We start from the raw sequence: 22,198 nt of genomic DNA, 5'->3' as shown, positions 1-22,198 counted from the left end.
GCTCATCTGCTCGCTTCGACGCGTATGAAGGTCGTGACTGCACATGCCGGATGAAGAGAGGCTTGTCGACTACCTCAAGCGTGTGGCGACGGACCTGCACGACACGCGGCGACGTCTGCGCGAGGTGGAGGAGCGGCACCAGGAGCCCATCGCCATCGTCGCGATGACCTGCCGGTTCCCCGGCGGGGTGGATTCGCCCGAGGCGTTGTGGGACCTGGTGGCCTCCGGGGGCGATGTGATCGGGCCGTTCCCCGCGGACCGCGGCTGGGACCTGGAGGGCCTGTACCACCCCGACCCCGACCACCCCGGCACGACGTACGCGCGCGAGGGCGGGTTCCTGCGCGACGCCGACACGTTCGACGCGGGCTTCTTCGAGATCAGCCCCCGGGAGGCGCTGGTCATGGACCCGCAGCAGCGCAAGCTGCTGGAGGTGGCCTGGGAGTTGTTCGAGCGGGCCGGTCTCGACGCGACGGGTCTGCGGGGAAGCCGGACCGGCGTCTTCATCGGCGCGGCGACCATGGCCTCGGGCACGCCGAGCGGCCCCGTGCGCAAGGAGTCCGAGGGGTATGTGGGCGTCGCCCCCAGCATGCTGTCGGGCCGTTTGTCGTACACCTTCGGCCTCGAGGGTCCCTCCCTGACGGTGGAGACGGCCTGCTCGGCGTCGCTGGTGGCCATGCATCAGGGGATTCACGCGCTGCGGCAGGGCGAGTGCGGCCTGGCGGTGGCCGGCGGGGTGACCATCATGTCCTCGCCCGCGGTGTTCATCGGCTTCGCCCGCCAGCGCGGCCTGGCGCCGAACGGACGTTGCAAGCCGTTCGCCGCCGCCGCCGACGGCACCGGGTGGGGCGAGGGCGCCGGGCTCGTCCTCCTGGAGCGGCTGTCCGACGCCCGCCGCAACGGCCACCAGGTGCTCGCCGTCATCCGCGGCTCGGCCGTCAACCAGGACGGCGCGAGCAATGGCTTCTCGGCGCCCAACGGGCCGTCGCAGCAGCGCGTCATCCGTCAGGCGCTCCTCAACGCCCGCCTGTCGTCCGCCGAGGTGGACGCGGTGGAGGCGCATGGCACGGGCACCCGGCTCGGCGACCCGATCGAGGCCGACGCCCTGCACGCGACGTACGGGCAGCGGCGGCCGGCCGACCGGCCGCTGCTGCTGGGCTCGGTCAAGTCGAACATCGGTCACCCGCAGGCCGCCGCCGGGGTGGCGGGCGTGATCAAGACGGTGATGGCGATCCGGCACGGGGTGTTTCCGGCGACGTTGCACATCGACGAGCCGACGCCGCATGTGGACTGGAGCTCGGGGGCCATACGCCTGGTGACCGAGCCGGTCGAGTGGCCCGAGACGGACCACCCGCGCCGGGCCGGGGTGTCGTCGTTCGGCGTCTCCGGCACCAACGCGCATGTGATCATCGAGCAGGCGCCCGACCCGGCTCCGGCCGCTGCTCCGGCGGCTCCGGTGACTCCGGACACGAGCGAGACGGACACGAGCGAGACGGGCACGATCGGCACGGGCACACCTGAGGCGGGCACGGGCGAGGCGGCCCAGGACGCCGAGGGGGCGGCATCGGCGCGCCAGGCCGTGGTGGCGGGCGGTGTGGTGCCGTGGGTGCTGTCCGCGCGGGACGAGGCGGCGCTGGCGGAGCAGGCGGGGCGGTTGGCCGAGGCGGTGGAGCGCGATCCGGCCGCCGACGTGGCGGACGTGGGCTGGTCGCTGGCGACGACACGCGCCCGGTTCGAGCACCGGGCCGTGGTCGTCGGCACGGACCGGGCGGCGCTGCTCGACGGTCTGGCCAGGCTGGCCGCCGACGAGCCCGACCCGGCGGTCGTCACCGGGGCGGCGGGCCCGATCGGCGCCGGCCCGGTGTTCGTCTTCCCCGGCCAGGGGGCCCAGTGGCCGGGCATGGCCCGGGAACTCCTGGACGCCTCACCGGTGTTCGCCGCCCGGATCGCCGAGTGCGAGCGGGCTCTGGCGCCGTACGTGGACTGGTCGCTGACAAAGGTGCTGCGGGGCACGGATCCGGCGACGGACCCCGGCCGGGACGATGTCGTCCAGCCCGTACTGTGGGCCGTACACGTCTCGCTGGCCGCCGTCTGGCGGAGCTTCGGCATCACCCCGGCGGCCGTCGTCGGGCACTCCCAGGGCGAGGTCGCCGCGGCGTGCGTCGCCGGGGCCCTCACCCTCGACGAGGCCGCCAGGATCATCGCCCTGCGCGTCCAGGCGCTGCGCCCGCTGATCGGGCACGGTGCCATGGCCTCCCTCAGCCTGGGCGCGGAGGACACCGCGCGGCTCCTCGCCGGACTCGGCGCCGCGGCCGGGGACGTCGCCGTCGCCGCCGTCAACGGCCCGCACGCCACCGTCGTCTCCGGCTCCCCCGGCCCTCTGGACGCCGTCCTGGAGGCCGCCCGGGAGCGTGGCGCACGCACCCGCACCATCGACGTCGAGTACGCCTCCCACGGCCCCCACGTGGACCGCATCCACGACGACATCGTCTCCGCCCTGCGTGAGGTGACACCGGTCGAGTCCGAGATCGCGTTCTACTCCACCGTGACCGCGGAACGGCTGAACACCGCGGAACTCGGCACCGAGTACTGGTTCGACAACCTCCGCCGGCCGGTCCGCTTCGCCGACGCCGTGAGCCGTCTGCTGGCCGACGGATACCGGGCCTTCATCCATTGCAACCCGCACCCGATCCTGTCCACGAGCCTTCAGGACATCTTCGAGGAGTCCGGCACCCGCGCCACCTCCCTCGCCACCCTCCGCCGCGACCACGGCGGCGCGCCCCAGCTCGCCCTCGCGCTCGCCCAGGCCCACGCCGCGGGGGTCGAGGTCGACTGGCGCCCGTGGTTCCCGGCCGACCGGGCGCCCCGTCCCGTCGAGCTGCCCACGTACCCCTTCCAGGGCAGGCGCTACTGGATACCCGTCGACGGCAGCGGCGCGGGGGACGTGTCCGCCGCCGGTCTGCGCGCTGTCGACCATCCGCTGCTGGCCGCCGCGGTCAGCCTGCCCGACGGCGGCATGGTGCTGACCGGACGTCTCCCCGCCGCGACGGGCGCCGGCTGGCTCGCCGACCACGTCGTCGGCGACACCACCCTGCTGCCCGGGGCGGCGATGGTCGAGTGGGCGTTGCAGGCCGCTCACGAAGCGGGCTGCGCCGCCGTCGAGGAGCTGGCTCTCCAGACCCCGTTCGTGCTGCCCGCCTCGGGGGCCCTGCGCGTGCGCGTCGCGGTGGGGCCCGCCGACGACGAGGGCAGGCGGACGGTGGACGTGTACTCGCGCCCCGACGAGTTCGACACCGAGACCCCCGACGGATGGGTGTGCCACGCCATGGGCGTGCTGGCGCCCGAGGGCCCCGAGTACGCGGCCGCCCCGCCGGACGCCCCGGCGGCCCCCTGGCCACCGCGGGGGGCGGAACCGCTGGACGTCACGGACTTCTACGAGCGGGCCGCGGCCGGGGGCTACGGCTACGGCCCGGCGTTCCGCGGCCTCACCGCCGCGTGGCGGGACGGCGCCGATCTGCTCGCCGAGATCGCGCTGCCCGAGGCGGCCGGCGAGGGCGCCGACCGGTTCGGCATCCATCCGGCGCTGCTGGACGCCGCCACCCACCCGACGATCCTCGACGGCGGCCGGGAGGACGGCTCGGACGCCGGCCAGGTGTGGCTGCCGTTCGCGTGGAGCGGTGTGTCGCTGTGGGCCACGGGCGCCCGCCGGGTACGCGTCCGGATATCCCCGATGGACAACGGGCAGCGGATCTCCCTGACCGACGAGACCGGCGCCCCGGTCCTCGAGGCCGCGTCGGTCGCCGCGCGCCCCACCGGCGTCGCCGAGCTGCGCGCCCGCGCCGCGCGCGCCGCCGAGGGCCTGTTCGCCGTGGACTGGGTGCCCGCGCGAGGCGGGACGGGCGACACACCGGCCCCGGCCGACGGTGGTTGGGCCACGGTGGGCGGCGGCGTACGGCTCGCCGGTGCGGCGGACCACGCCGACCTGCGCGCGCTGCTCGCCGCGGTGGACGACGGGCTCCCGGTGCCGGCGGTCGTCCTCCACCCGGTGTCCGCGACGGCCACGCCCGGCGACGGCCTCGCCGCCGTCGGCGGCGCCCTGGCCCTGATACGGGAGTGGCTGGCCGAACCGCGGCTGCTGGACTCCCGGCTGGCGCTGGTCACCTCGGGCGCGGTGTCGGCCGGTGACGACGAGGGTGCGGTGGATCCGGGTGGGGCGGCCGTCTGGGGGCTGGTCCGTTCGGTCCAGGCCGAGCACCCGGGCCGGTTCACCCTGCTCGACGTGGGCGGCGACGCGGATGCCGGCGCGGGTGCGGGCGAGAGCCTGGCCGAGGCGGTGCGCCGGTCCATCGACGCGGACGAACCGCAGGTCGTGGTGCGCGCGGCCGGAACGCTGGTGCCGCGTCTGGTGCGCACCGCCCCGCCGGCCGAGGCCGACATCCCGGAGCTGTCCGGCGGCACGGTGCTGGTGTCGGGCGGAACGGGAGTGCTGGGCGCGGCGGCCGCCGAACACCTGGTCCGCGCGCACGGCGTGGAGCGTGTGCTGCTCCTGTCCCGCCGCGGCCCGAACGCCCCCGAGGCGGCCGAACTGGTGGGGCGGCTCACCGCCCTGGGGGCCCAGGTGGAGGTGGCGGCGGTCGACGTGGCCGACCGCGCGGCGCTCGAGGAAACCCTGCGGACGATCCCCGACAGCCACCCGCTGCTCGGCGTGGTCCACTCCGCCGGGGTGACCGACGACGCCCTGGTGGAGTCCTGGGACGCGGACCGGCTCGCCCGGGTGTGGGAGCCGAAAGTCACGGGCGCGTGGCAGCTGCACGCCCTCACCCGCGAGCTGCCCCTGCGGATGTTCGTGGTGTTCTCCTCGGCCGCCGGCGTCGTCGGCAACTCCGGCCAGGCCGGCTACGCCGCGGCCAACGCCTGCGCCGACGCCCTGATCGCCCACCGGCGCGCCGCCGGACTGCCCGGGACCTCGGTCGCCTGGACGCTGTGGGAACAGACCTCCGCCATGACCGAACACCTCACCGAGGCCGACCTCTCCCGCCTCGGCGCCCTCGGCATGCGCCCCCTGGCGACGTCTCGTGCCCTCGGGCTGCTCGACGCGGCGTTGCGCGTCACCCACCCCGTGGTGGTGGCCGCCGACCTCGACGCCACCCGGCTGGGTCCGGACAGCCCCGCCATGCTGCGCGCCCTGGCCAGGCCGGCCCGCCGCCGCGCCATGGAGCACCATGCCACCGGCCCCGCGCTGGCGGGGCGGCTGGCCGGGCTCGACGCCACCGCCCGGCGCGATCTGCTGCTGCGGACGGTCCGCCGGATGGTCACGGTGGTGCTGGGCCACTCCTCCGACGCGGCGATCCGCGACGAGGCCGCGTTCAAGGAGCTGGGCTTCGACTCGCTGACCGCCGTCGAACTGCGCAACCGCCTGGCCGGTGCCACCGGGCTGCGTCTGCCGCCGACCCTCGTCTTCGACTACCCCACCCCCCTGGCCCTCGCCGACCACCTCCTGGAGCGCCTGACCGCCACCGCCTCCCCCGCGTCACCCCGGGCCGTGGCGCCCAGGGCCGGGGCCGCCGACGAGCCGATCGCGGTGGTGGCGATGGCCTGCCGCTTCCCCGGCGGGGTGACCACCCCCGAGGAGCTGTGGGACCTGGTCGCGGCGGGACGGGAGGTGGTGGGGCCCTTCCCCGCCAACCGCGGCTGGGACCTGGCCAACCTGTTCCACCCGGACCCCGACCACCCCGGCACCACCTACGCCTCCGAGGGCGCGTTCATGTACGACGCGGACGGCTTCGACGCCGCGTTCTTCGGCATCAACCCCCGCGAGGCCCTGGCGATGGACCCGCAGCAGCGCGTCCTGCTGGAAACCTCCTGGGAGCTGCTGGAACGGGCCGGCATCGACCCGCACACCCTCAAGGACAGCCTGACCGGTGTCTACGCCGGCGTCATGTACCACGACTACGGCAACGGCCTGCCCCCCGGCGACCCCCGGCTGGACGGCTACGCCGGGCTCTCCGGGACCAGCAGCATCATCGCCGGCCGGGTGGCGTACACCCTCGGCCTCCAGGGCCCCGCCGTCACCGTCGACACCGCCTGCTCGTCGTCCCTGGTCACCATGCACCTGGCCGCCCAGGCCCTGCGGCAGGGCGAGTGCGACCTGGCGCTGGCGGGCGGTGTGACCGTCCTGGCCACCCCCGATGTGTTCACCGGGTTCTCCCGGCAACGGGGCCTGGCGCCGGACGGCCGGTGCAAGCCGTTCGCCGCGGCCGCCGACGGCACCGGCTTCGGCGAGGGTGTCGGCCTGGTGCTGCTGGAGCGGTTGTCGGACGCGCGCCGCAACGGGCACCGGGTGCTCGCCGTGCTGCGCGGTTCGGCGGTCAACCAGGACGGCGCGAGCAACGGCCTGACCGCGCCCAACGGGCCCGCGCAGCAACGCGTCATCCGCCAGGCCCTGGCCGGAGCGGGACTCGGCCCGGCGGATGTGGACGCCGTGGAGGCGCATGGCACGGGGACGACGCTGGGCGACCCCATCGAGGCCCAGGCGCTCCTGGCCACCTACGGCCAGGACCGCCCCGACGACCGGCCGCTGTGGCTCGGCTCGGTCAAGTCCAACATCGGCCACACCCAGGCCGCCGCCGGCGCCGCCGGCGTCATCAAGATGATCATGGCCCTGCGCCACGGCCGGCTGCCCGCCAGCCTCCACATCGACGAACCCAGCCCGCACATCGACTGGACCGCCGGAAGCGTCCGACTCCTCACCGAAGCCACCGACTGGCCCGAGGCCGACCGACCCCGCCGAGCCGCCGTCTCCTCCTTCGGCGCCTCCGGCACCAACGCCCACCTCATCCTCGAACAGGCCCCGCACACAGCCCAGCCGGTGGCCGACACTCCCGCGCCCGGAATCGCCCCCTGGCCGCTGTCCGCCCGGAGCGACGATGCCCTGCGCGCCCAGGCCGCGGCGCTCGCCGAGCGGCTACGAGCCGATGGCCGCTCCGCCGAGCCCCTGTCGGTGGCGGGCGTCGGGCGGGCCTTGGCCGTGACGCGCTCGGTGTTCGAACGGCGGGCGGTCATCGTCGGCAGCGACCAGCAGGAGATGGCAGCCGCCCTGGACGCCCTGGCCGACGGGCGTCCCCATCCCGGGCTGGTCACCCCCATGCCCGGCGCCGCGCCGGCATCGGGCACGGCCGTGTGGCTGTTCTCCGGACAGGGCAGCCAGCGCCCGGGCATGGGCGCCGAGTTGCACGCGCGTTTCCCGGTCTTCGCCACTGCCTTCGACGAGGTGTGCGCGCTGCTCGACCCACATCTGGACCACCCGCTGGCCGATGTCGTCCTGCGCGGCCGGCCGCGAGCCGGACTGCTGGACCACACCACCTACACCCAGGCCGGCCTTTTCGCCGTGCAGGTGGCGCTCGCCCGGCTGCTCGAGGACTGCGGTGCACGCCCGGACGCGGTGATCGGCCACTCCATCGGCGAGATCACCGCAGCCCATATCGCCGGAGTGCTCTCCCTCGAGGACGCCTGCCGCCTCGTCGCCGCCCGCGCCACCCTCCTCGGCACCCTCCCCCCGGGCGGCGCCATGACCGCACTCGAAGCCACCGCCGAAGAAGCCACCGAAGCCCTCGCCCCGTACGACGGCCAGGTCACCATCGCCGCCCTCAACGCCCCCACCAACACCGTCATCTCCGGCCCGGCCGACCTCGTCACCGATATCACCACCGCCTGGAAGGAACGCGGCCGCAGGACCAGGGCACTGACCGTCAGCCACGCCTTCCACTCCCCCCTCATGGAACCCGTCCTGGACGACTTCCGAGGGGCCATCGCCGAACTGGCCTACCAGCAGCCCACCATCCCCCTCATCAGCAACCTCACCGGCCAACCGGCCGACCAGGACATCACCACCCCCGACTACTGGGTACGCCACATCCGCCAACCCGTCCACTTCCACCCCGCCATCACGCACATCGCCCCGCACACAGCGGCCTTCGTCGAGATCGGCCCCGACGCCGTACTCATCCCCGCCGCACAGAACACCCTCGACACCCTCGAAGACCAACCCGCCCACCCTCCCCTGCTGATCCCCACCCTGACCCGCAAACAGCCCGACGCGGAAGCCCTGGCCCACGCCCTCGCCCGCCTCCACACCCTCACCCCCCTCGACTGGCGCCCCTGGTACACCGACCGACCCACCCCCACCACCGTCGACCTGCCCACCTACCCCTTCCAACGCGAGCGGTACTGGCTGCCCGACGCCCTCGCGGACGCCCCGCCACCGGAGGCGGACGAGGAGCAGGTCCGGTTCTGGAACGCGGTGGAGGCGCAGGATCTCCCGGCGCTGTCCGAGACGCTGGGCATCGGCGAGGAGGACGGGCGGCGCTCGTCGCTCGGTGCCGTGCTGCCGACGCTGTCGCGCTGGCACCAGGAACGCCATGAGCGGGCGACCGTGAGCTCCTGGCGCTACCGGGTCGGGTGGCGCCACCTGCCGGACCTGGGCCCGGCGGCCCTGGCGGGCCCATGGCTGCTGGTCGTGCCGCCGGAGGGCGCCGACGCGTGGGCCGACGCCTGCGAGCGGGCCCTCACGGCGGGCGGCGGCGAGGTGCGGCGGCTGGTGACGGACGGCCGGGCCGACGCGGCCGGGCTCGCCCCGTCGCTGCGGGCGCTGTACGCCGAGGGCCCGTCCCCGGCGGGGGTGCTGTCCCTGCTGCCCCTCGACGAACGGCCGCACGCGGCGTTCCCCGCCGTGACCGGCGGTGTGACGGGCACCCATGTCCTGCTGCGGGCCCTGCTGGAGGCGGGGCTCGACGCGCCCCTGTGGTGCGCCACGCGGGGCGCGGTGGCGGTCGATGACGACGAAGCGCCCGAGGCCCCGGCGCAGGCCCAGGTCTGGGGGCTGGGCCGGGTGGCCGCGCTGGAGCATCCGGCGGCGTGGGGCGGGCTGGTCGACCTGCCGGCCTCGGCCGCGGACCTCGCTCCCGGCCTGCTGTGCGCCGTACTGGCCGGGCGGGACGGGGAGGACCAGGTGGCGCTGCGGGCGGGCGGGGCGTTCGGGCGGCGGCTGCTGCCCGCCCCGCTGGACGCCCGGGCCCCGGCCCAGGAGCGGGCGTGGACGCCCCAGGACGGCGTCCTCGTCACCGGCGGGGTCACCGGAGCGGCGGCCCTCGTGGCGCGGTGGCTGGCGGCGGGCGGCGCCAAGCGCATCGTGCTGCCGGCGCCGGACGGCCCGGCCGCGCCCGGTGCCGTGGAACTGGTGGCCGAGCTGGCGGAGCTGGGCGCGGAGGCGACGGTGGTGGACGGCGTGCCGTCCGAGCCGGCGGCCCGCCGGGAGCTTGCCGACCGGCTCGCGGCCTCGGGGCTGCGGGTCCGCACGGTCGTGCACGCCGGGGCGCCGGGTGACTGGGCGCCGCTGGCGGAGCTCTCCCCGGACGAGCTGGCCGAGGCGCTGTCCGACGCCGTGGGGGGAGCCGATCGGCTCGCGGAGCTGTGCGGTCTGGAGCCCGACGACCCGGTGGTGGTCTTCTCGTCCATCGCCGCGGTCTGGGGCGGTGGCGGGCACGGTGCCCGGGCGGCGGCCGACGCGTATCTCGACGCGTGGGCGCGGCGGCGCCAGGCGGCGGGCGGGCATGTCGTCCGGCTGGCGTGGGGCGTGTGGGACGGTTCACAGGATCCGGGGGCGGCGGAGCGAGCCGAGCGGCAGGGGCTTTTGACCCTGCGGCCGGCTCCGGCGCTGGCCGCGCTGCGGCGGACGCTCGAGCAGAGCGAGGCCGGGGCCGGCCAGGGCACCGACCGGGGCGGCGGGGAGAGCGGCGGTGAGGGCGGCGCCCGGGGGGATGTCCACGCGGTGATCGCGGAGGTGAACTGGGAGCGTTTCGTGCCCCTGTTCACCATGGCGCGGGCGACCCGCCTCTTCGACGAGATCCCGGCGGCCCGGCGGGCGTGGCAAGCGGTGCTGGATTCCTCGGACGACGAGGGTTCCGAGAGCCTGACGGCCCTGCGGGACCGGCTGGCGGCCCAGCCACCCGAGGCGCGGGCCGGCACGCTGCTGGCCCTGGTGCGCGCCCATGTGGCCGGGGCGCTGCGCTATCCGGCGGCGGAGTCGGTCGATCCGGAGCAGCCCTTCAAGGAGCTGGGCTTCGACTCCCTGGCGGCCGTGGAGTTCCGGAACCGGCTGCGGGGCGCCATCGGCCTGACCCTGCCCGCCACGCTGGTCTTCGACTATCCGACGCCGACCGCGCTGGCCGGCTATCTGGTCTCGCAGGTCCTGCCGGCGGAGCCGGCGGACGAGCCGGCGGCCGCGCAGCTCGACGAGATCGAGGCGACGCTCGCCGCCCTGGACGCGGACGACCCGCGCCGCGCCGGGCTGACGCACCGACTGCGGCTGCTGCTGTGGCGGTACGCCGACGGGGACGGCGCGCTCGAACCGAGCGAGGAGACCGGCGGGGACGATCTGGAGACGGCGTCAGCGGACGAGATGTTCGCCCTCATCGACCGCGAGTTCGGGGAGTCCTGAGCAACGCCGGAGCCCCTGACCCCGGCGGGGTCAGGGGCTCCGGCGACCGTGAGCCGGGACGGTCAGCGAGAGCCGAACTCCGCCGCCAGCCGTTCCAGTTCGGGGACCACCTCGTTGGGGGACGGCTGGGTCAGCACCTCCTGGCGGAGCCGCTCGGCACCCGCCCGGTAGGAGGGGTCTTCCAGCAGCTTCGCCAGGTGGTTCCGGATTCGCTTTCCGGTCATGCGCTCCGGCGGGATCCACCCGCCCGCCTGGGCCTCTTCCAGCCGTGCGCCTCGCACCGAGGCGTCCGGAGCCATACGGCTGACCATGAGCTGGGGGACGCCGTGCGCCAGCGAGCTGCAAAAGGCGGGAAGTCCGCCGTGGTGAATCACCGCCGCACAGGACGGAATGACGAGGTGCAGCGGGACGAAATCGACAAGCCTGGTGTTCCGGGGGACGTGCTTCAGTTTTTCCTGGATTCTCCCGGGCAGGGTCATCACGAGTTCCATGTCGAGATCGGCCAGGGAGTCCAGCCAGTCCTGCAGCTGGTCGATGGAGACCATCTGGTAACTGGAGACGGGCTGCGAACTGGACATGTCCCACATGCTCATCCCGAAGGTGGCGAGGACACGCGGCGCCGGCGGCTCGTGGCGGATCCACTCCGGCGCGACGGCACGGCCGTTGTACGGCACATGACGGACGGAGACCTGCGGCACATTGGCCTTGAGTCTCATGGAGTCCGGCACCTGGTCGATCGTGAACTGGCCGGTCACCAGCTCTTCGCGGAACTCGAAACCGTGCTTCTCCCCCCAGGCGCCGAGCCATTCGGCCATGGGGTCCCCGCGGTCCGCCGGCTCCTGCCGCGCCAGCAGCTTCAGGAAGTGGCGGCGCATACGGGCCTCCACCTCGATGCCGATCGGCATCCGCGCGTGTGCCGCTCCCACCGCGGCGGCGGCGACCGCCCCCGCGTGGCTCAGCCATTCCCAGATGACCAGGTCGGGCTTCCACCAGCGGCAGTAGGCGACCAGGTCGTCGATCATCGAGTCGTTGATGGCCTTGGCCACTTCGGTGGAGGTGGCGCAGAGCGATTTCAGGTAGCTCAGCGGAAACATCTCTTCGCGGTTCTCGCCCAGATCGATGGGGTGGTGAATTCCACCCCATGTCGCTTCGGACGCTTCCGTCTGCGCTTGGTGCGCCTTCCGCAGGAAGTGCTCCTCCGATCCGACCGGGACCGCCGTCAGTCCTGACTGGACGATGACGTCGGTGAGGTCGGGGCCGCTGGCCACGTGAACCTCGTGGCCAGCGGTGCGCAGGGCCCAGGCCATCGGCACACAGAACTGGAAGTGGGTCCGCCAGGGAATGGTGACGAGCAGGACACGCATGGCCGGCATCTCTCCTCTCTGGTTACCCGCGATGGCAACCAGTTCGTTCTCCTCGCCTGTGTGCCTTCGTCATCGGCCGCACTCACGTTTATCCTAACGACGCCCCTAAAGGGGGCCTTGCACGTACTCGACCGGCGTTAGTCCGCCTTTAGCCGCGCCCGGAAGACTGGGTACCGCCGGGATGTGACCAACGCCAAACGGACGAGGAGAGCGGTATGGCTCAGAGTTATCAGGCCAGCCGGCAGTGGGAGCGCATCAATGAACTCTGGGTTACCGAGGAGGCGTCGGCCGATCTGACCGGCTTCAAGTCGGACCGCCGGAATTTCAATATCGCGCTGTGGGATCCGACGACCAACGGAATCAGGTATCTGAGGGCCCTCGTCTACGAGTTGGCCACGCGGCTGAGCGACGACGAATGGTCGAAGATCGAGAATGTCCGCAACCGTGACGTGGGAGACCCGGTCACCGTTCGCTACGAGGGCAGGAGCGTCTGCCTGGACTATCTCCAGGCGGCGCTCGAACTGGGCTTCATCGAGAAGGAACTGGACCTGGGCGGCGCCCGCGTCCTGGAGATCGGCGCCGGGTACGGCCGTACGTGCCATGCGATGCTCTCCAACTACGACCTCGCCTCCTACACCATCGTCGACCTGACGAACACCCTCAAGCTGAGCAGGGCGTATCTTCGCGAGGTCCTGGACGAGAAGCAGTTCTCCAAGCTGAGGTTCGTCCAGGTGGAGGACATCGGCAGGGGGCTGGGCCAGGACCCCTTCGACCTGTGCGTCAACGTGCACTCCTTCACGGAGATGACCCCGGACACCGTCGAGGCGTATCTGCGCCTGATCGACGAGAGGTGCGGGGCGTTCTTCGTGAAGAACCCGGTCGGCAAGTTCCGGGACAAGAGCATGGACGGCCACCAGAAGGGCGAGGAGGCCGTGCGGCTGGCCATGGAGACCGGGCCGCTGCGGCAGGTGCTCGACATCCATGACAGCCAGGCCGTGGCGGCGGCCGTGCCGACGTTCATCGAGGCCTATCTGCCCGGCGAGGGATGGAGGTGCGCCGCCAACTCGCGTGGCCTGCCCTGGAGTTACTTCTGGCAGGCCCTCTACAAGAAGATCGACAACGGCCTACGATAGCCCCCGTCTTCCCAGGAGGGAATCATGGCCGCCTCACCGGTGCCCCCACCCCGCGGTGACCGAACGCTGGCCGGTACGCCGGTCCTGGTGCTGGGCGGCTCCGGCTACCTGGGGCGGCACATATGCTCCGCGTTCGGTGGTGCGGGCGCCGAGGTGGTGCGGGTTTCGCGCGGCGCGGCCGACGGTGTGGACGACGACGGCTGCCGTTCGGTGCGCCTGGATCTGACCGCGGCCGGGCCCGACGAGCTGGCCCGGCTGTGCGCCGATGCGGGGGCCCGGGTGCTGGTGAACGCCTCGGGCGCGGTGTGGGGCGGCGGCGAACGGCAGATGGCCGAGGCCAACAGCGAGTTGGTCGGCCGGCTGGCCGGGGCCGTCGCCCGCATACCGGACCGGCCGCGGCTGATCCATCTGGGCAGCGCCTACGAGTACGGCCCGGCCCGCCCGGGGACCGCGATCGCGGAGGACTGGCCGCCCGCCCCGACCACCGTCTACGGCCGTACCAAGCTGAGCGGCTCGCAGGCCGTCCTGCGGGCCGCCGCCGAGCTGGGTGTCGCCGGGACCGTGCTGCGGGTCTCCGTCGCCTGCGGCCCGGGCGCCCCGGCGAGCAGCCTGGCCGGGGCGGTGGCCGCGCATCTGGCGGCCGGCCGCGACGAGCTGCGGCTCGCACCCCTGCGCGACCACCGCGACCTGGTGGACGTCCGGGACGTGGCCGACGCGGTGGTCGCGGCGGCCCTGGCGCCGGTCGCCGCCGTCACCGGCGCCGTCGTCAACATCGGCAGCGGCCAGGCGGTGCCCGTGCGCCGGCTGGTCGACCTGATGATCGCCCTCAGCGGGCGCCCGGTGCGGGTCGTCGAGGACCCCGTGCTGCGCCGGACGCGTTCCGACGCGGCCTGGCAGCGACTGGACATCGGACGTGCGCGGCGGCTCCTGGGCTGGGCGCCGCGCCGGACCCTGCGGGAGTCACTGCGCGATCTGCTCGCCGCCGTCGGCGCGCCGCGGCCCGCGGCGGCAGGAGCGGCGACGGCCATCGGACCCCGGAACAGCCATGGGAAGGACAGCAGATGAGCGAACGGGTCGAGCGCATCCTCGACGAGGTGCGCAAGTACCACCAGGACAGCCAGGAGGGGCGGGGCTTCATCCCCGGGGTCACCGAGATCTGGCCCTCCGGCGCGGTGCTCGACGAGGAGGACCGGGTCGCGCTGGTGCGGGCCGCGCTGGAGATGCGGATCGCCGCGGGCAAGCTCTCCCGGAAGTTCGAGTCGGCCTTCGCGCGCCGGATGAAGCGCCGCAAGGCGCACCTGACGAACTCCGGGTCGTCCGCGAACCTCCTGGCGCTCTCCTCGCTCACCTCCCATCTGCTGGGCGACCGCCGGTTACGCCCGGGCGACGAGGTCGTCACGGTGGCGGCGAGCTTCCCCACCACCGTCAATCCGATCCTGCAGAACGGGCTTGTCCCGGTCTATGTGGACGTCGAGTTGGGGACGTACAACGCCACGGCCGAGCGGGTGGCGGAGGCGATCGGGCCGCGCACCCGGGCGATCATGATGGCGCACACGCTGGGCAACCCCTTCGAGGCCACGGAGATGGCCCGGCTGGCCCAGGACCACGACCTGGTCCTGATCGAGGACACCTGCGACGCCGTGGGTTCCACCTACGACGGGCGGCCGGCGGGGACGTTCGGCGATCTGACGACCGTCAGCTTCTACCCCGCACACCATCTGACCATGGGGGAGGGCGGCTGTGTGCTGACCTCGAACCTGGTCCTGGCGCGGATCGTGGAGTCGCTGCGGGACTGGGGCCGGGACTGCTGGTGCGAGCCGGGCGAGAGCGACACCTGCCGCAAGCGGTTCGGGTACCAGATGGGCACCCTGCCGGCCGGCTACGACCACAAGTACATCTTCTCCCACGTCGGGTACAACCTGAAGTCGACCGACCTCCAGGCGGCGCTCGGGCTGACCCAGCTCGACAAGCTCGACGCGTTCTGCTCGGCCCGGCGGAGCAACTGGCGGCGGCTGCGCGAGGGGCTGGACGGGCTGCCGTGGCTGATCCTGCCGGAGGCGACGCCGCGCTCCGATCCGAGCTGGTTCGGGTTCGTCCTGACCGTCGATCCGCGGGCCCCGTTCAGCCGCGCCGAGCTGGTCGACTTCCTGGAGTCCCGCAAGATCGGCACCCGCCGGCTGTTCGCCGGGAACCTGACGCGCCACCCCGCGCACGCCGAAGCGCCGCACCGGGTGTGCGGCGATCTGGCGAACAGCGACATCGTCACCGAGCACACGTTCTGGGTGGGCGTCTATCCGGGGCTGACCGAGGAGATGATCGACTTCATGGTCTCCTCCATCACCGAGTTCATCGGGAGCCACCGGTGAGCGCGGAGCGTTTGAGCGGCTCCCACCAGGAGCGGTTGTCCCGGTACCAGGCGACCGTCTCGGCCAGCCCGGCCGCGAAGTCGTGCCGCGGGCGGTAGCCGAGTTCCTCCCTGGCCTTGTCGTCCCGGACCGCGTAGCGCCGGTCGTGTCCCTTGCGGTCCGCGACGTGGCGTACGCGGCTCCAGTCGGCGCCGCAGGCCTCCAGCAGCCGGCCGGTCAGCTCCCGGTTGGTCAGCGCGGTGCCGCCGCCGATGTTGTAGATCTCGCCGGGACGTCCCTTGGTGCGCACCAGGTCCACGCCGTGGCAGTGGTCCTCGACGTGCAGCCAGTCGCGCACATTGAGCCCGTCGCCGTACAGCGGCAGGTCCTCGCCGTCCAGCAGGTTGGTGATGAACAGCGGGATGATCTTCTCGGGGAACTGGTGGGGCCCGTAGTTGTTGCTGCACCGGGTGACCCGCACATCCAGCCCGTGGGTGCGGTGGTAGGAGAGGGCGATCAGGTCCGAGGCGGCCTTGGAGGCGGCGTAGGGCGAATTGGGGTCCAGGGGCGCGGTCTCGGGGCTGGTCCCGGTCTCGACCGAGCCGTAGACCTCGTCGGTAGAGACGTGGACGAAACGCTCCACACCGTGCCGCAGGGCCGCCTCCAGAAGCGTATGGGTGCCTTCGACATTGGTGCGCACGAACGCGTCGGCGCCGGTGATGGAGCGGTCCACATGGGATTCGGCGGCGAAGTGGACCACCTGACCGGCCTGTTTCATGAGCGTGTCGACCAGCTCGGCGTCGCAGATGTCGCCGTGGACGAACGTCAGCCGGGGGTCGGCGGTCTCGAGGTTGCTCAGCGTCCCGGCGTAGGTGAGCTTGTCCAGCACCGTGACATGGGAGACGGCGGGGCCCCGCCCGGCACCGCCCCGCGCCAGGAGCCCGCGCACGTAGGTGGAGCCGATGAACCCCGCGGCGCCGGTGACGAGAAGCCTCATATTTCCTCCAGGAACCGCAGGGGCGGCAGGCCGTCCCGGTACGAGCGCGCACGGTCCATGACGTACTGGCCGTAGGGCGAGTTGCTCATCTCGGCGCCGAGCGCGTGACAGTCGTCGGGTTCGATGAATCCCATGTACATGGCGATCTCCTCGACACAGCCGAGCCGGGTGCCCTGGTAGTGCTGTACGTCGCGCACCATGCGGCCCGCGTCCAGGAGGGTCTCGTGGGTGCCGGTGTCCAGCCAGGTGACGCCCCTGCCGAGCCACACCAGGTCGGCCCTGCCCTCCTCCAGATAGGCCCGCAGCACATCGGTGATCTCCAGTTCGCCCCGGGCCGAGGGGACCAGGCGCTTGGCCACGTCGACGACACCGCCGTCGAAGAAGTACAGGCCGGGAATGGCCAGGTTCGACCGGGGCCGCTCCGGCTTCTCCTCGATGGACAGCAACCTGCCGCGGTCGTCGATTTCGGCGACGCCGAACTGCCGGGGATCGGCGACCTCGTGCCCGAACAGCACACATCCGCGCAGCCGCTGCACGCTTCTGCGGAGCAGCGCGGGCAGATTCGCGCCGTGGAAGAGGTTGTCGCCCAGAATCAGCGCGCACTCCTCACCGCGAATGTGATCCGCGCCGACCCGGAAGGCGTCGGCGATTCCCCGCGGCTTTTCCTGGACGGCATAGGAAATGTTCAGCCCCAGGTGTCGGCCGTCGCCGAAGAGCTGGCGGAACTGGGGCAGTTCGGTGGGGCGGCTGATGATCAGGACGTCGCGGATGCCCGCGAACATGAGGACGGACAGCGGATAGTAGATCATGGGCTTGTCGTAAACGGGCACGAGCTGCTTCGACCCCGCCAGGGTCAGGGGCTGAAGCCGTGTTCCGTTTCCGCCCGCGAGAATGATGCCCTTCATCTAGTGCTTCCCGAATTCGGTGGCGATCAGGTCGAATATCTCTTCCGCCGACGCCGATTCCAGGTCGTCGTGGGACCCGGTGGCGCCGTCGGCGGTGTCGCTCCACTTGTCGGCCAGGAGCCGCAGTCGGGCGGCGATCCGGGAGCGGGCGGCCTCGTCGACGGCGTCCGGCGCGCCGGCGGCGTCCCAGCCGTCCAGCTGCGCCATGATCCGCTCTTCGCCGGAGGCCGCGTCGGCGGTGAGCAGGTCGTACAGGTGGCGGGCGAGTTCCTCGGCCGTCGGGTAGTCGAACAGCACCGTGGTGGGCAGCCGCAGCCCGGTGCCGGCGCCCAGCCGGTCGCGCAGCTGGACGGCGGTGATCGAGTCGAAGCCCAGCTCCTGGAACGGCTTGGTGGGCGGTACGGCGTCCGCCGAGGCGTGGCCGAGGGTGCCGGCCGCGTGTGCCTGCACATGCCGTACGAGGATGTGGTGCTGCTCGGCCGGTGTGCGGCCGACGAGCTTGCGCCGCAGCGGATCGGCCTCCTCCTTCGCCGGGCCCGCTTCCCCGGCGCGCGCCTCGGCGGCTTCGGGGAGGTCGGACAGCAGGGGGCTGGGGCGCAGCGCGGTGAAGCCCGTGAGGAAGCGCCGCCAGTCGACCGCCGCGATCACGGCGCTGGTCTCCCGGCGTTCGACCGCCTGTTGGAGGGAGGCGACGGCCAGGGCGGGGTCGAGGGGGTGGATGCCGCGGCGGCGGAAGGCGTCGACCTCCTCGGGCGCGGTGGCCATGCCCACCTCGCCCCACAGCCCCCAGGCCACTGAGGTGGTGGGCAGGCCGAGGCCGCGGCGGTGCTCGGCGAGGGCGTCCAGGTAGGCGTTGGCGGCGGCGTAGGCGGCCTGCTGCCCGCTGCCCCAGGCCGCGGAGACCGAGGAGAACAGGATGAACGCGGAGAGGTCGAGGTGCCGGGTGAGCTCGTGGAGGTGCCGGGCCGCGAGCGCCTTGGGGGCGAGCGTGCGGCTCAGGTGTTCGTCGTCCACGTCGGCGATGAGGTTCTGCTCGCTGACCCCGGCGGCGTGGATGACGGCGGACAGCGGGTGTTCGGCGGGGATCGCGTCCAGTACGCCCCGCATGGCGTCCCGGTCGGCCGCGTCGCAGGCCGCGAGGGTCACCGTGGCGCCCAGGCCGCGCAGTTCGGCGGCCAGTTCCCCGGCGCCGGGCGCGTCGGGGCCCCGCCGGCTGGTGAGGACGAGGTGCGCTGCCCCGCGTTCGGCCGCCCAGCGGGCCAGCAGCGCGCCGACGCCTCCGGTGCCGCCGGTGATCAGCACACTGCCGCGGGGCTGCCACGCCCGGTCGGCGGGCCGCCCGGGGGGCGCCTGGACGAGGCGGCGCGCCAGCGCCCCGCCGGCCCGGATCGCCACCTGGTCCTCGGCCCGGCCGTCCGCCGGCGGGCCGGCCAGCAGGGCCGCCAGCCGTGCCTCGGTCCGCTCGTCGGGCTCGGCCGGCAGATCCACCAGGCCGCCCCACCGGTCGGGGTGTTCCAGCGCGGCCACCCGGCCCAGGCCCCAGGTCTGGGCCTGGAGGGGGTGCGACAGCACGTCGTCGTGGCCGGTGGACACCGCGCCCTGGGTCACGCACCACAGCGGCACGGTGATCCCCGCGTCGCCGAGCGCCTGGACGGCCGTCACGGTGGCGGCGAGCCCGGCGGGCAGGGCCGGGTGCTCGGGGCGGGTGCGCTCGTCGAGCGCGAGCAGGCTGAGCACCCCGGCGGGGGCGTGGTCCAAGGCCAGGGCGGCCAGCCGTTCGGCGAGTTCCGGGCGGCCGGTGGCGAGGGGGTCCAGGAGGCAGGTGGCGGCGTCGGCGGCGTGCTCGGTCAGGGCCCGGGTCACCGTCCGCACCGCCGGATGCTCCTCGTGACCGGCGGGGACGAGCAGCAGCCAGGTGCCGCTCGGCGCCGGCCCGGAGGGCTCGGGCAGCGTCGTCCACCGGATCCGGTGGCGCCATGACGCCAGGGTGACGCGTTCGCGGTGGCGGCGGCGCCAGGTGGACAGCACCGGCAGGGCGGGGCGCAGCGCCTCGATGTCCTCCGTGACGTCCTCGGCGTCGCCGGCGCCGCCGTCCGGCTCCAGCAGCCGCTTCAGCGCCTCGATGTCGTGGTCCTCGATGGCGCCCCACAGCTCTGCCTCGGCGGGGTCCTGGGTGCCGTCGCCGCGGGTGGCACGGGCCGGGGGGAGCCAGTAGCGCTCGCGGTCGAACGCGTAGGTGGGCAGGGCCACGGTCCGGGGGGCGGGCGGGCCGGCGAACCAGGGTCGCCAGTCGACGGGCGCTCCGGCGGTGAACGCCTGGCCGAGCGCGGTGGCCAGCTGTTCCGGGCCGCCCTGGTCGCGCCGCAGGGTGCCCAGCGCCACGGCGGCGGCCTGCGCGGACTCGAAGCACTGCTGGAGCGCCGGGAGGACCACGGGGTGGGTGCTGACTTCGATGAACATCCGGTGTCCCGCGGCCAGAGCCGCGTCGACCGCCTCGGTGAGCCGGACGGGCCGGCGCAGGTTCCTCAGCCAGTAGTCGGCGTCCAGGGTGGTGGTGTCCAGGGGGCCGCCGGTCACGGTCGAATGGAACACGACGTCCGTGGCCTGTCCGCGGACCCCGGCGAGGCGGGACCTCACATCGTCGGCGATCTCGTCCACCTGGGGGCCGTGCGAGGCGTAGTCCACGTCGATGGCGCGGGCCCGCGCGCCGGTGGCCTCGCAGGCGGAGACGACGGCCGCCACCGCGTCGGGCGGGCCGGACACCACGGTGGAGGACGGGCTGTTGAGCGCCGCCACGCCCACGCCGGACGCCGCGTCGCCCAGGTCGGCGACGAGCCGGTCGGCCGTGTCCGGGTCCACGCCGAGGGAGGCCATCGCGCCTCGGCCGGCCAGCGCCCGCAGCGCCTGCGAGCGCAGGGCCACCACCCGGGCGCCCTCCTGGAGCGACATCGCGCCCGCGACGCACGCGGCCGCGATCTCGCCCTGGGAGTGCCCGACGACCGCCGCGGGTGTGACGCCGTGGTGGGCCCACAGGGAGGCCAGGGACACCATCGAGGCCCACAGCACCGGCTGGACCACATCGACGCGGCCGAGGTCGGCGGCGCCGTCCGCGCCCCGCAGCACATCCGTCAGGGACCAGTCCACATACGGGGCGAGCGCCGCCTCGCACTCCGCGATGCGGGCGGCGAACACCGGTGCGGAGGCGAGCAGTTCGGCGCCCATCCCGGGCCACTGGGAGCCCTGGCCGGGGAACACCAGCACCACTCCGGCGCCCGGCGCGCCCGCCGCGCCGGTCACCACTCCGGGCGCCGGCTCCCCCGCCGCCAGCGCGCCGAGCCGCTCCCGCAGCGTCCCGGTGTCGGATCCGGTGACGACCGCCCTGTGCTCGAACACCGAGCGCGTGGACACCAGTGACCAGCCCACCGCCCGCGGGTCGGCGTCGGCCGCCGCGTCGAGCAGCCGCCGGGCCTGGCCGCGCAGTGCGGACGCGCTGCGCGCGGACAGCACCCAGGGCGTGACGATCCCGGCGTGTCCCTCCGCGGGCGCGGCGGGTTCAGCGGCGGGGGGTGAGTCCGAGGGTGCCTCTTCCAGGATCAGGTGCGCGTTGGTCCCCGAGAAACCGAAGGCGGACACGCCCGCCCGCCGGGGCCGCTCGGCGCGGGGCCACCCGACGGCCTCGTCGAGCAGCCGCACCGCGCCGAAGTCCCAGGCCACGTGCGGGGTGGGCGTGCCGATGTGCAGGGAGCGCGGCAACGTGGCGTGGCGCAGCGCCATGACCATCTTGATGACGCCCGCGGCGCCGGCGGCGATCTGGGTGTGCCCGATGTTCGACTTGACCGACCCCAGCCACAGCGGCCGCTCCGCGGGCCGCTCCTGGCCGTAGGTGGCCAGCAGCGCCTGGGCCTCGATCGGATCGCCGAGGCCGGTGCCCGTCCCGTGTGCCTCCACCGCGTCCACGTCCGCCGGCGAGAGCCGGGCGTTGGCCAGCGCCTGCTGGATGACGCGCTGCTGTGAGGGCCCGTTCGGCGCGGTCAGACCGTTGCTGGCACCGTCCTCGTTGACGGCGGAGCCGCGGATGACCGCGAGCACCTCGTGTCCGTTGCGGCGGGCGTCGGACAGCCGCTCCAGCAGCACGACGCCGGCTCCCTCGGCGAGGTTCATGCCGTCGGCGTCCGCCGAGAAGGGCTTGGCACGGCCGTCGGGGGCCAGGGCGCGCAGCTCGCTGAATCCGATCAGCGGTGCCGGTGAGGACATCACGTACACCCCGCCGGCCAGCGCCAGCGTCACCTCTTCCTCCCGCAGCGCCTGGCACGCCAGGTGGATGGCGACCAGCGCCGAGGAGCAGGCGGTGTCCAGCGTCACCGCGGCGCCCTCCAGGCCGAGGGTGTACGCCACGCGTCCGGCGACCACGCTCGGCGAGTTGCCGGTCGTCAGCTGGCCCGCCGCGCCCTCGGGCACCTGGAAGGAGTTGAGGAAGTAGTCGAGGCCGTCGCAGCCGAGGTAGGTGCCGGTGGCGCTCCCGCGCAGGGTGTGCGGGTCGATGCGGGCGTGTTCGACGGCCTCCCAGGCCAGCTCCAGCGCCAGCCGCTGCTGGGGGGCCATGGTGACCGCCTCGTTCGGGCTGATCCCGAAGAACGCGGCGTCGAACCGGTCGGCGTCGCGGAGGAAGCCGCCCGCTCGGACATAGCTGGTGCCCGGGTGCCCGGGTTCGGGGTCGTAGAGCGTTTCGAGGTCCCAGCCCCGGTCGGCGGGCAGGCCGCCGGTGCCCTCGCGGCCGGCGGCGACCATGTCCCACAGGTCCTCGGGGGACTCCACACCGCCGGGGAACCGGCAGCCGATGCCGATGATCGCGACGGGTTCGTGGCGGGCGTACTCGACGTCCTTCAGCCGGCGCTGGGTCTCGCGCAGATCGGCCGTCACGCGCTTGAGGTAGTCGAGGAGCTTCTTCTCGTCGTTCGCCAT

8 protein-coding genes are annotated in these 22,198 nt (G+C 73.8%); 4 read left to right on the top strand and 4 right to left on the bottom strand.

What is annotated here, in order from left to right:
- Positions 1-43: 43 nt before the first annotated feature.
- Positions 44-10,492, top strand: coding sequence for a type I polyketide synthase (locus ABFY07_RS35875; RefSeq protein ID WP_346178517.1), 10,449 nt, complete (start codon positions 44-46; stop codon positions 10,490-10,492).
- Between the two features lie 62 nt (positions 10,493-10,554).
- Here ABFY07_RS35875 and ABFY07_RS35870 read toward each other — a convergent pair whose 3' ends face one another.
- Positions 10,555-11,856, bottom strand: coding sequence for an activator-dependent family glycosyltransferase (locus ABFY07_RS35870; protein ID WP_346178516.1), 1,302 nt, complete (start codon positions 11,854-11,856; stop codon positions 10,555-10,557).
- A 215-nt stretch (positions 11,857-12,071) separates the two neighbouring features.
- Here ABFY07_RS35870 and ABFY07_RS35865 point away from each other — a divergent pair, with 215 nt between their 5' ends.
- From ABFY07_RS35865 to rfbH, 3 genes are read left to right on the top strand one after another with little or no spacing between them, the layout of a single operon-like run.
- Positions 12,072-12,989 (top strand): putative sugar O-methyltransferase, encoded by a 918-nt coding sequence (locus ABFY07_RS35865; RefSeq protein ID WP_346178515.1) that lies wholly within the window; start codon positions 12,072-12,074, stop codon positions 12,987-12,989.
- A gap of 24 nt (positions 12,990-13,013) precedes the next feature.
- Positions 13,014-14,054 carry an NAD-dependent epimerase/dehydratase family protein gene (locus ABFY07_RS35860; RefSeq protein WP_346178514.1) on the top strand — a complete coding sequence of 347 codons (1,041 nt, stop codon included), beginning with the start codon at positions 13,014-13,016 and terminating at the stop codon, positions 14,052-14,054.
- Positions 14,051-15,355, top strand: a complete 1,305-nt coding sequence (gene rfbH / locus ABFY07_RS35855; protein ID WP_346178513.1) for a lipopolysaccharide biosynthesis protein RfbH — start codon at positions 14,051-14,053, stop codon at positions 15,353-15,355. The genes ABFY07_RS35860 and rfbH overlap by 4 nt, the downstream gene beginning before the upstream one ends.
- Here rfbH and rfbB read toward each other — a convergent pair.
- Genes rfbB through ABFY07_RS35840 form a run of 3 tightly spaced genes read right to left on the bottom strand, consistent with a single transcriptional unit; the run spans position 15,336 to position 22,198 of the window.
- Positions 15,336-16,331 carry a dTDP-glucose 4,6-dehydratase gene (rfbB, locus tag ABFY07_RS35850; protein WP_346178512.1) on the bottom strand — a complete coding sequence of 332 codons (996 nt, stop codon included), beginning with the start codon at positions 16,329-16,331 and terminating at the stop codon, positions 15,336-15,338. The genes rfbH and rfbB overlap by 20 nt on opposite strands.
- A complete protein-coding gene (rfbA, locus tag ABFY07_RS35845; protein ID WP_065957879.1) occupies positions 16,328-17,236 on the bottom strand; it encodes a glucose-1-phosphate thymidylyltransferase RfbA in 909 nt (302 codons plus the stop codon). The genes rfbB and rfbA overlap by 4 nt, the downstream gene beginning before the upstream one ends.
- A complete protein-coding gene (locus tag ABFY07_RS35840; RefSeq protein ID WP_346178511.1) occupies positions 17,237-22,198 on the bottom strand; it encodes a type I polyketide synthase in 4,962 nt (1,653 codons plus the stop codon).

Source organism: Streptomyces sparsogenes subsp. cuspidosporus, from assembly GCF_039532705.1.
GTDB lineage: Bacteria > Actinomycetota > Actinomycetes > Streptomycetales > Streptomycetaceae > Streptomyces > Streptomyces sparsogenes.
The sequence above is the reverse complement of the archived record's forward strand: the minus strand, read 5'-3'. Positions and strand labels throughout refer to the sequence as shown.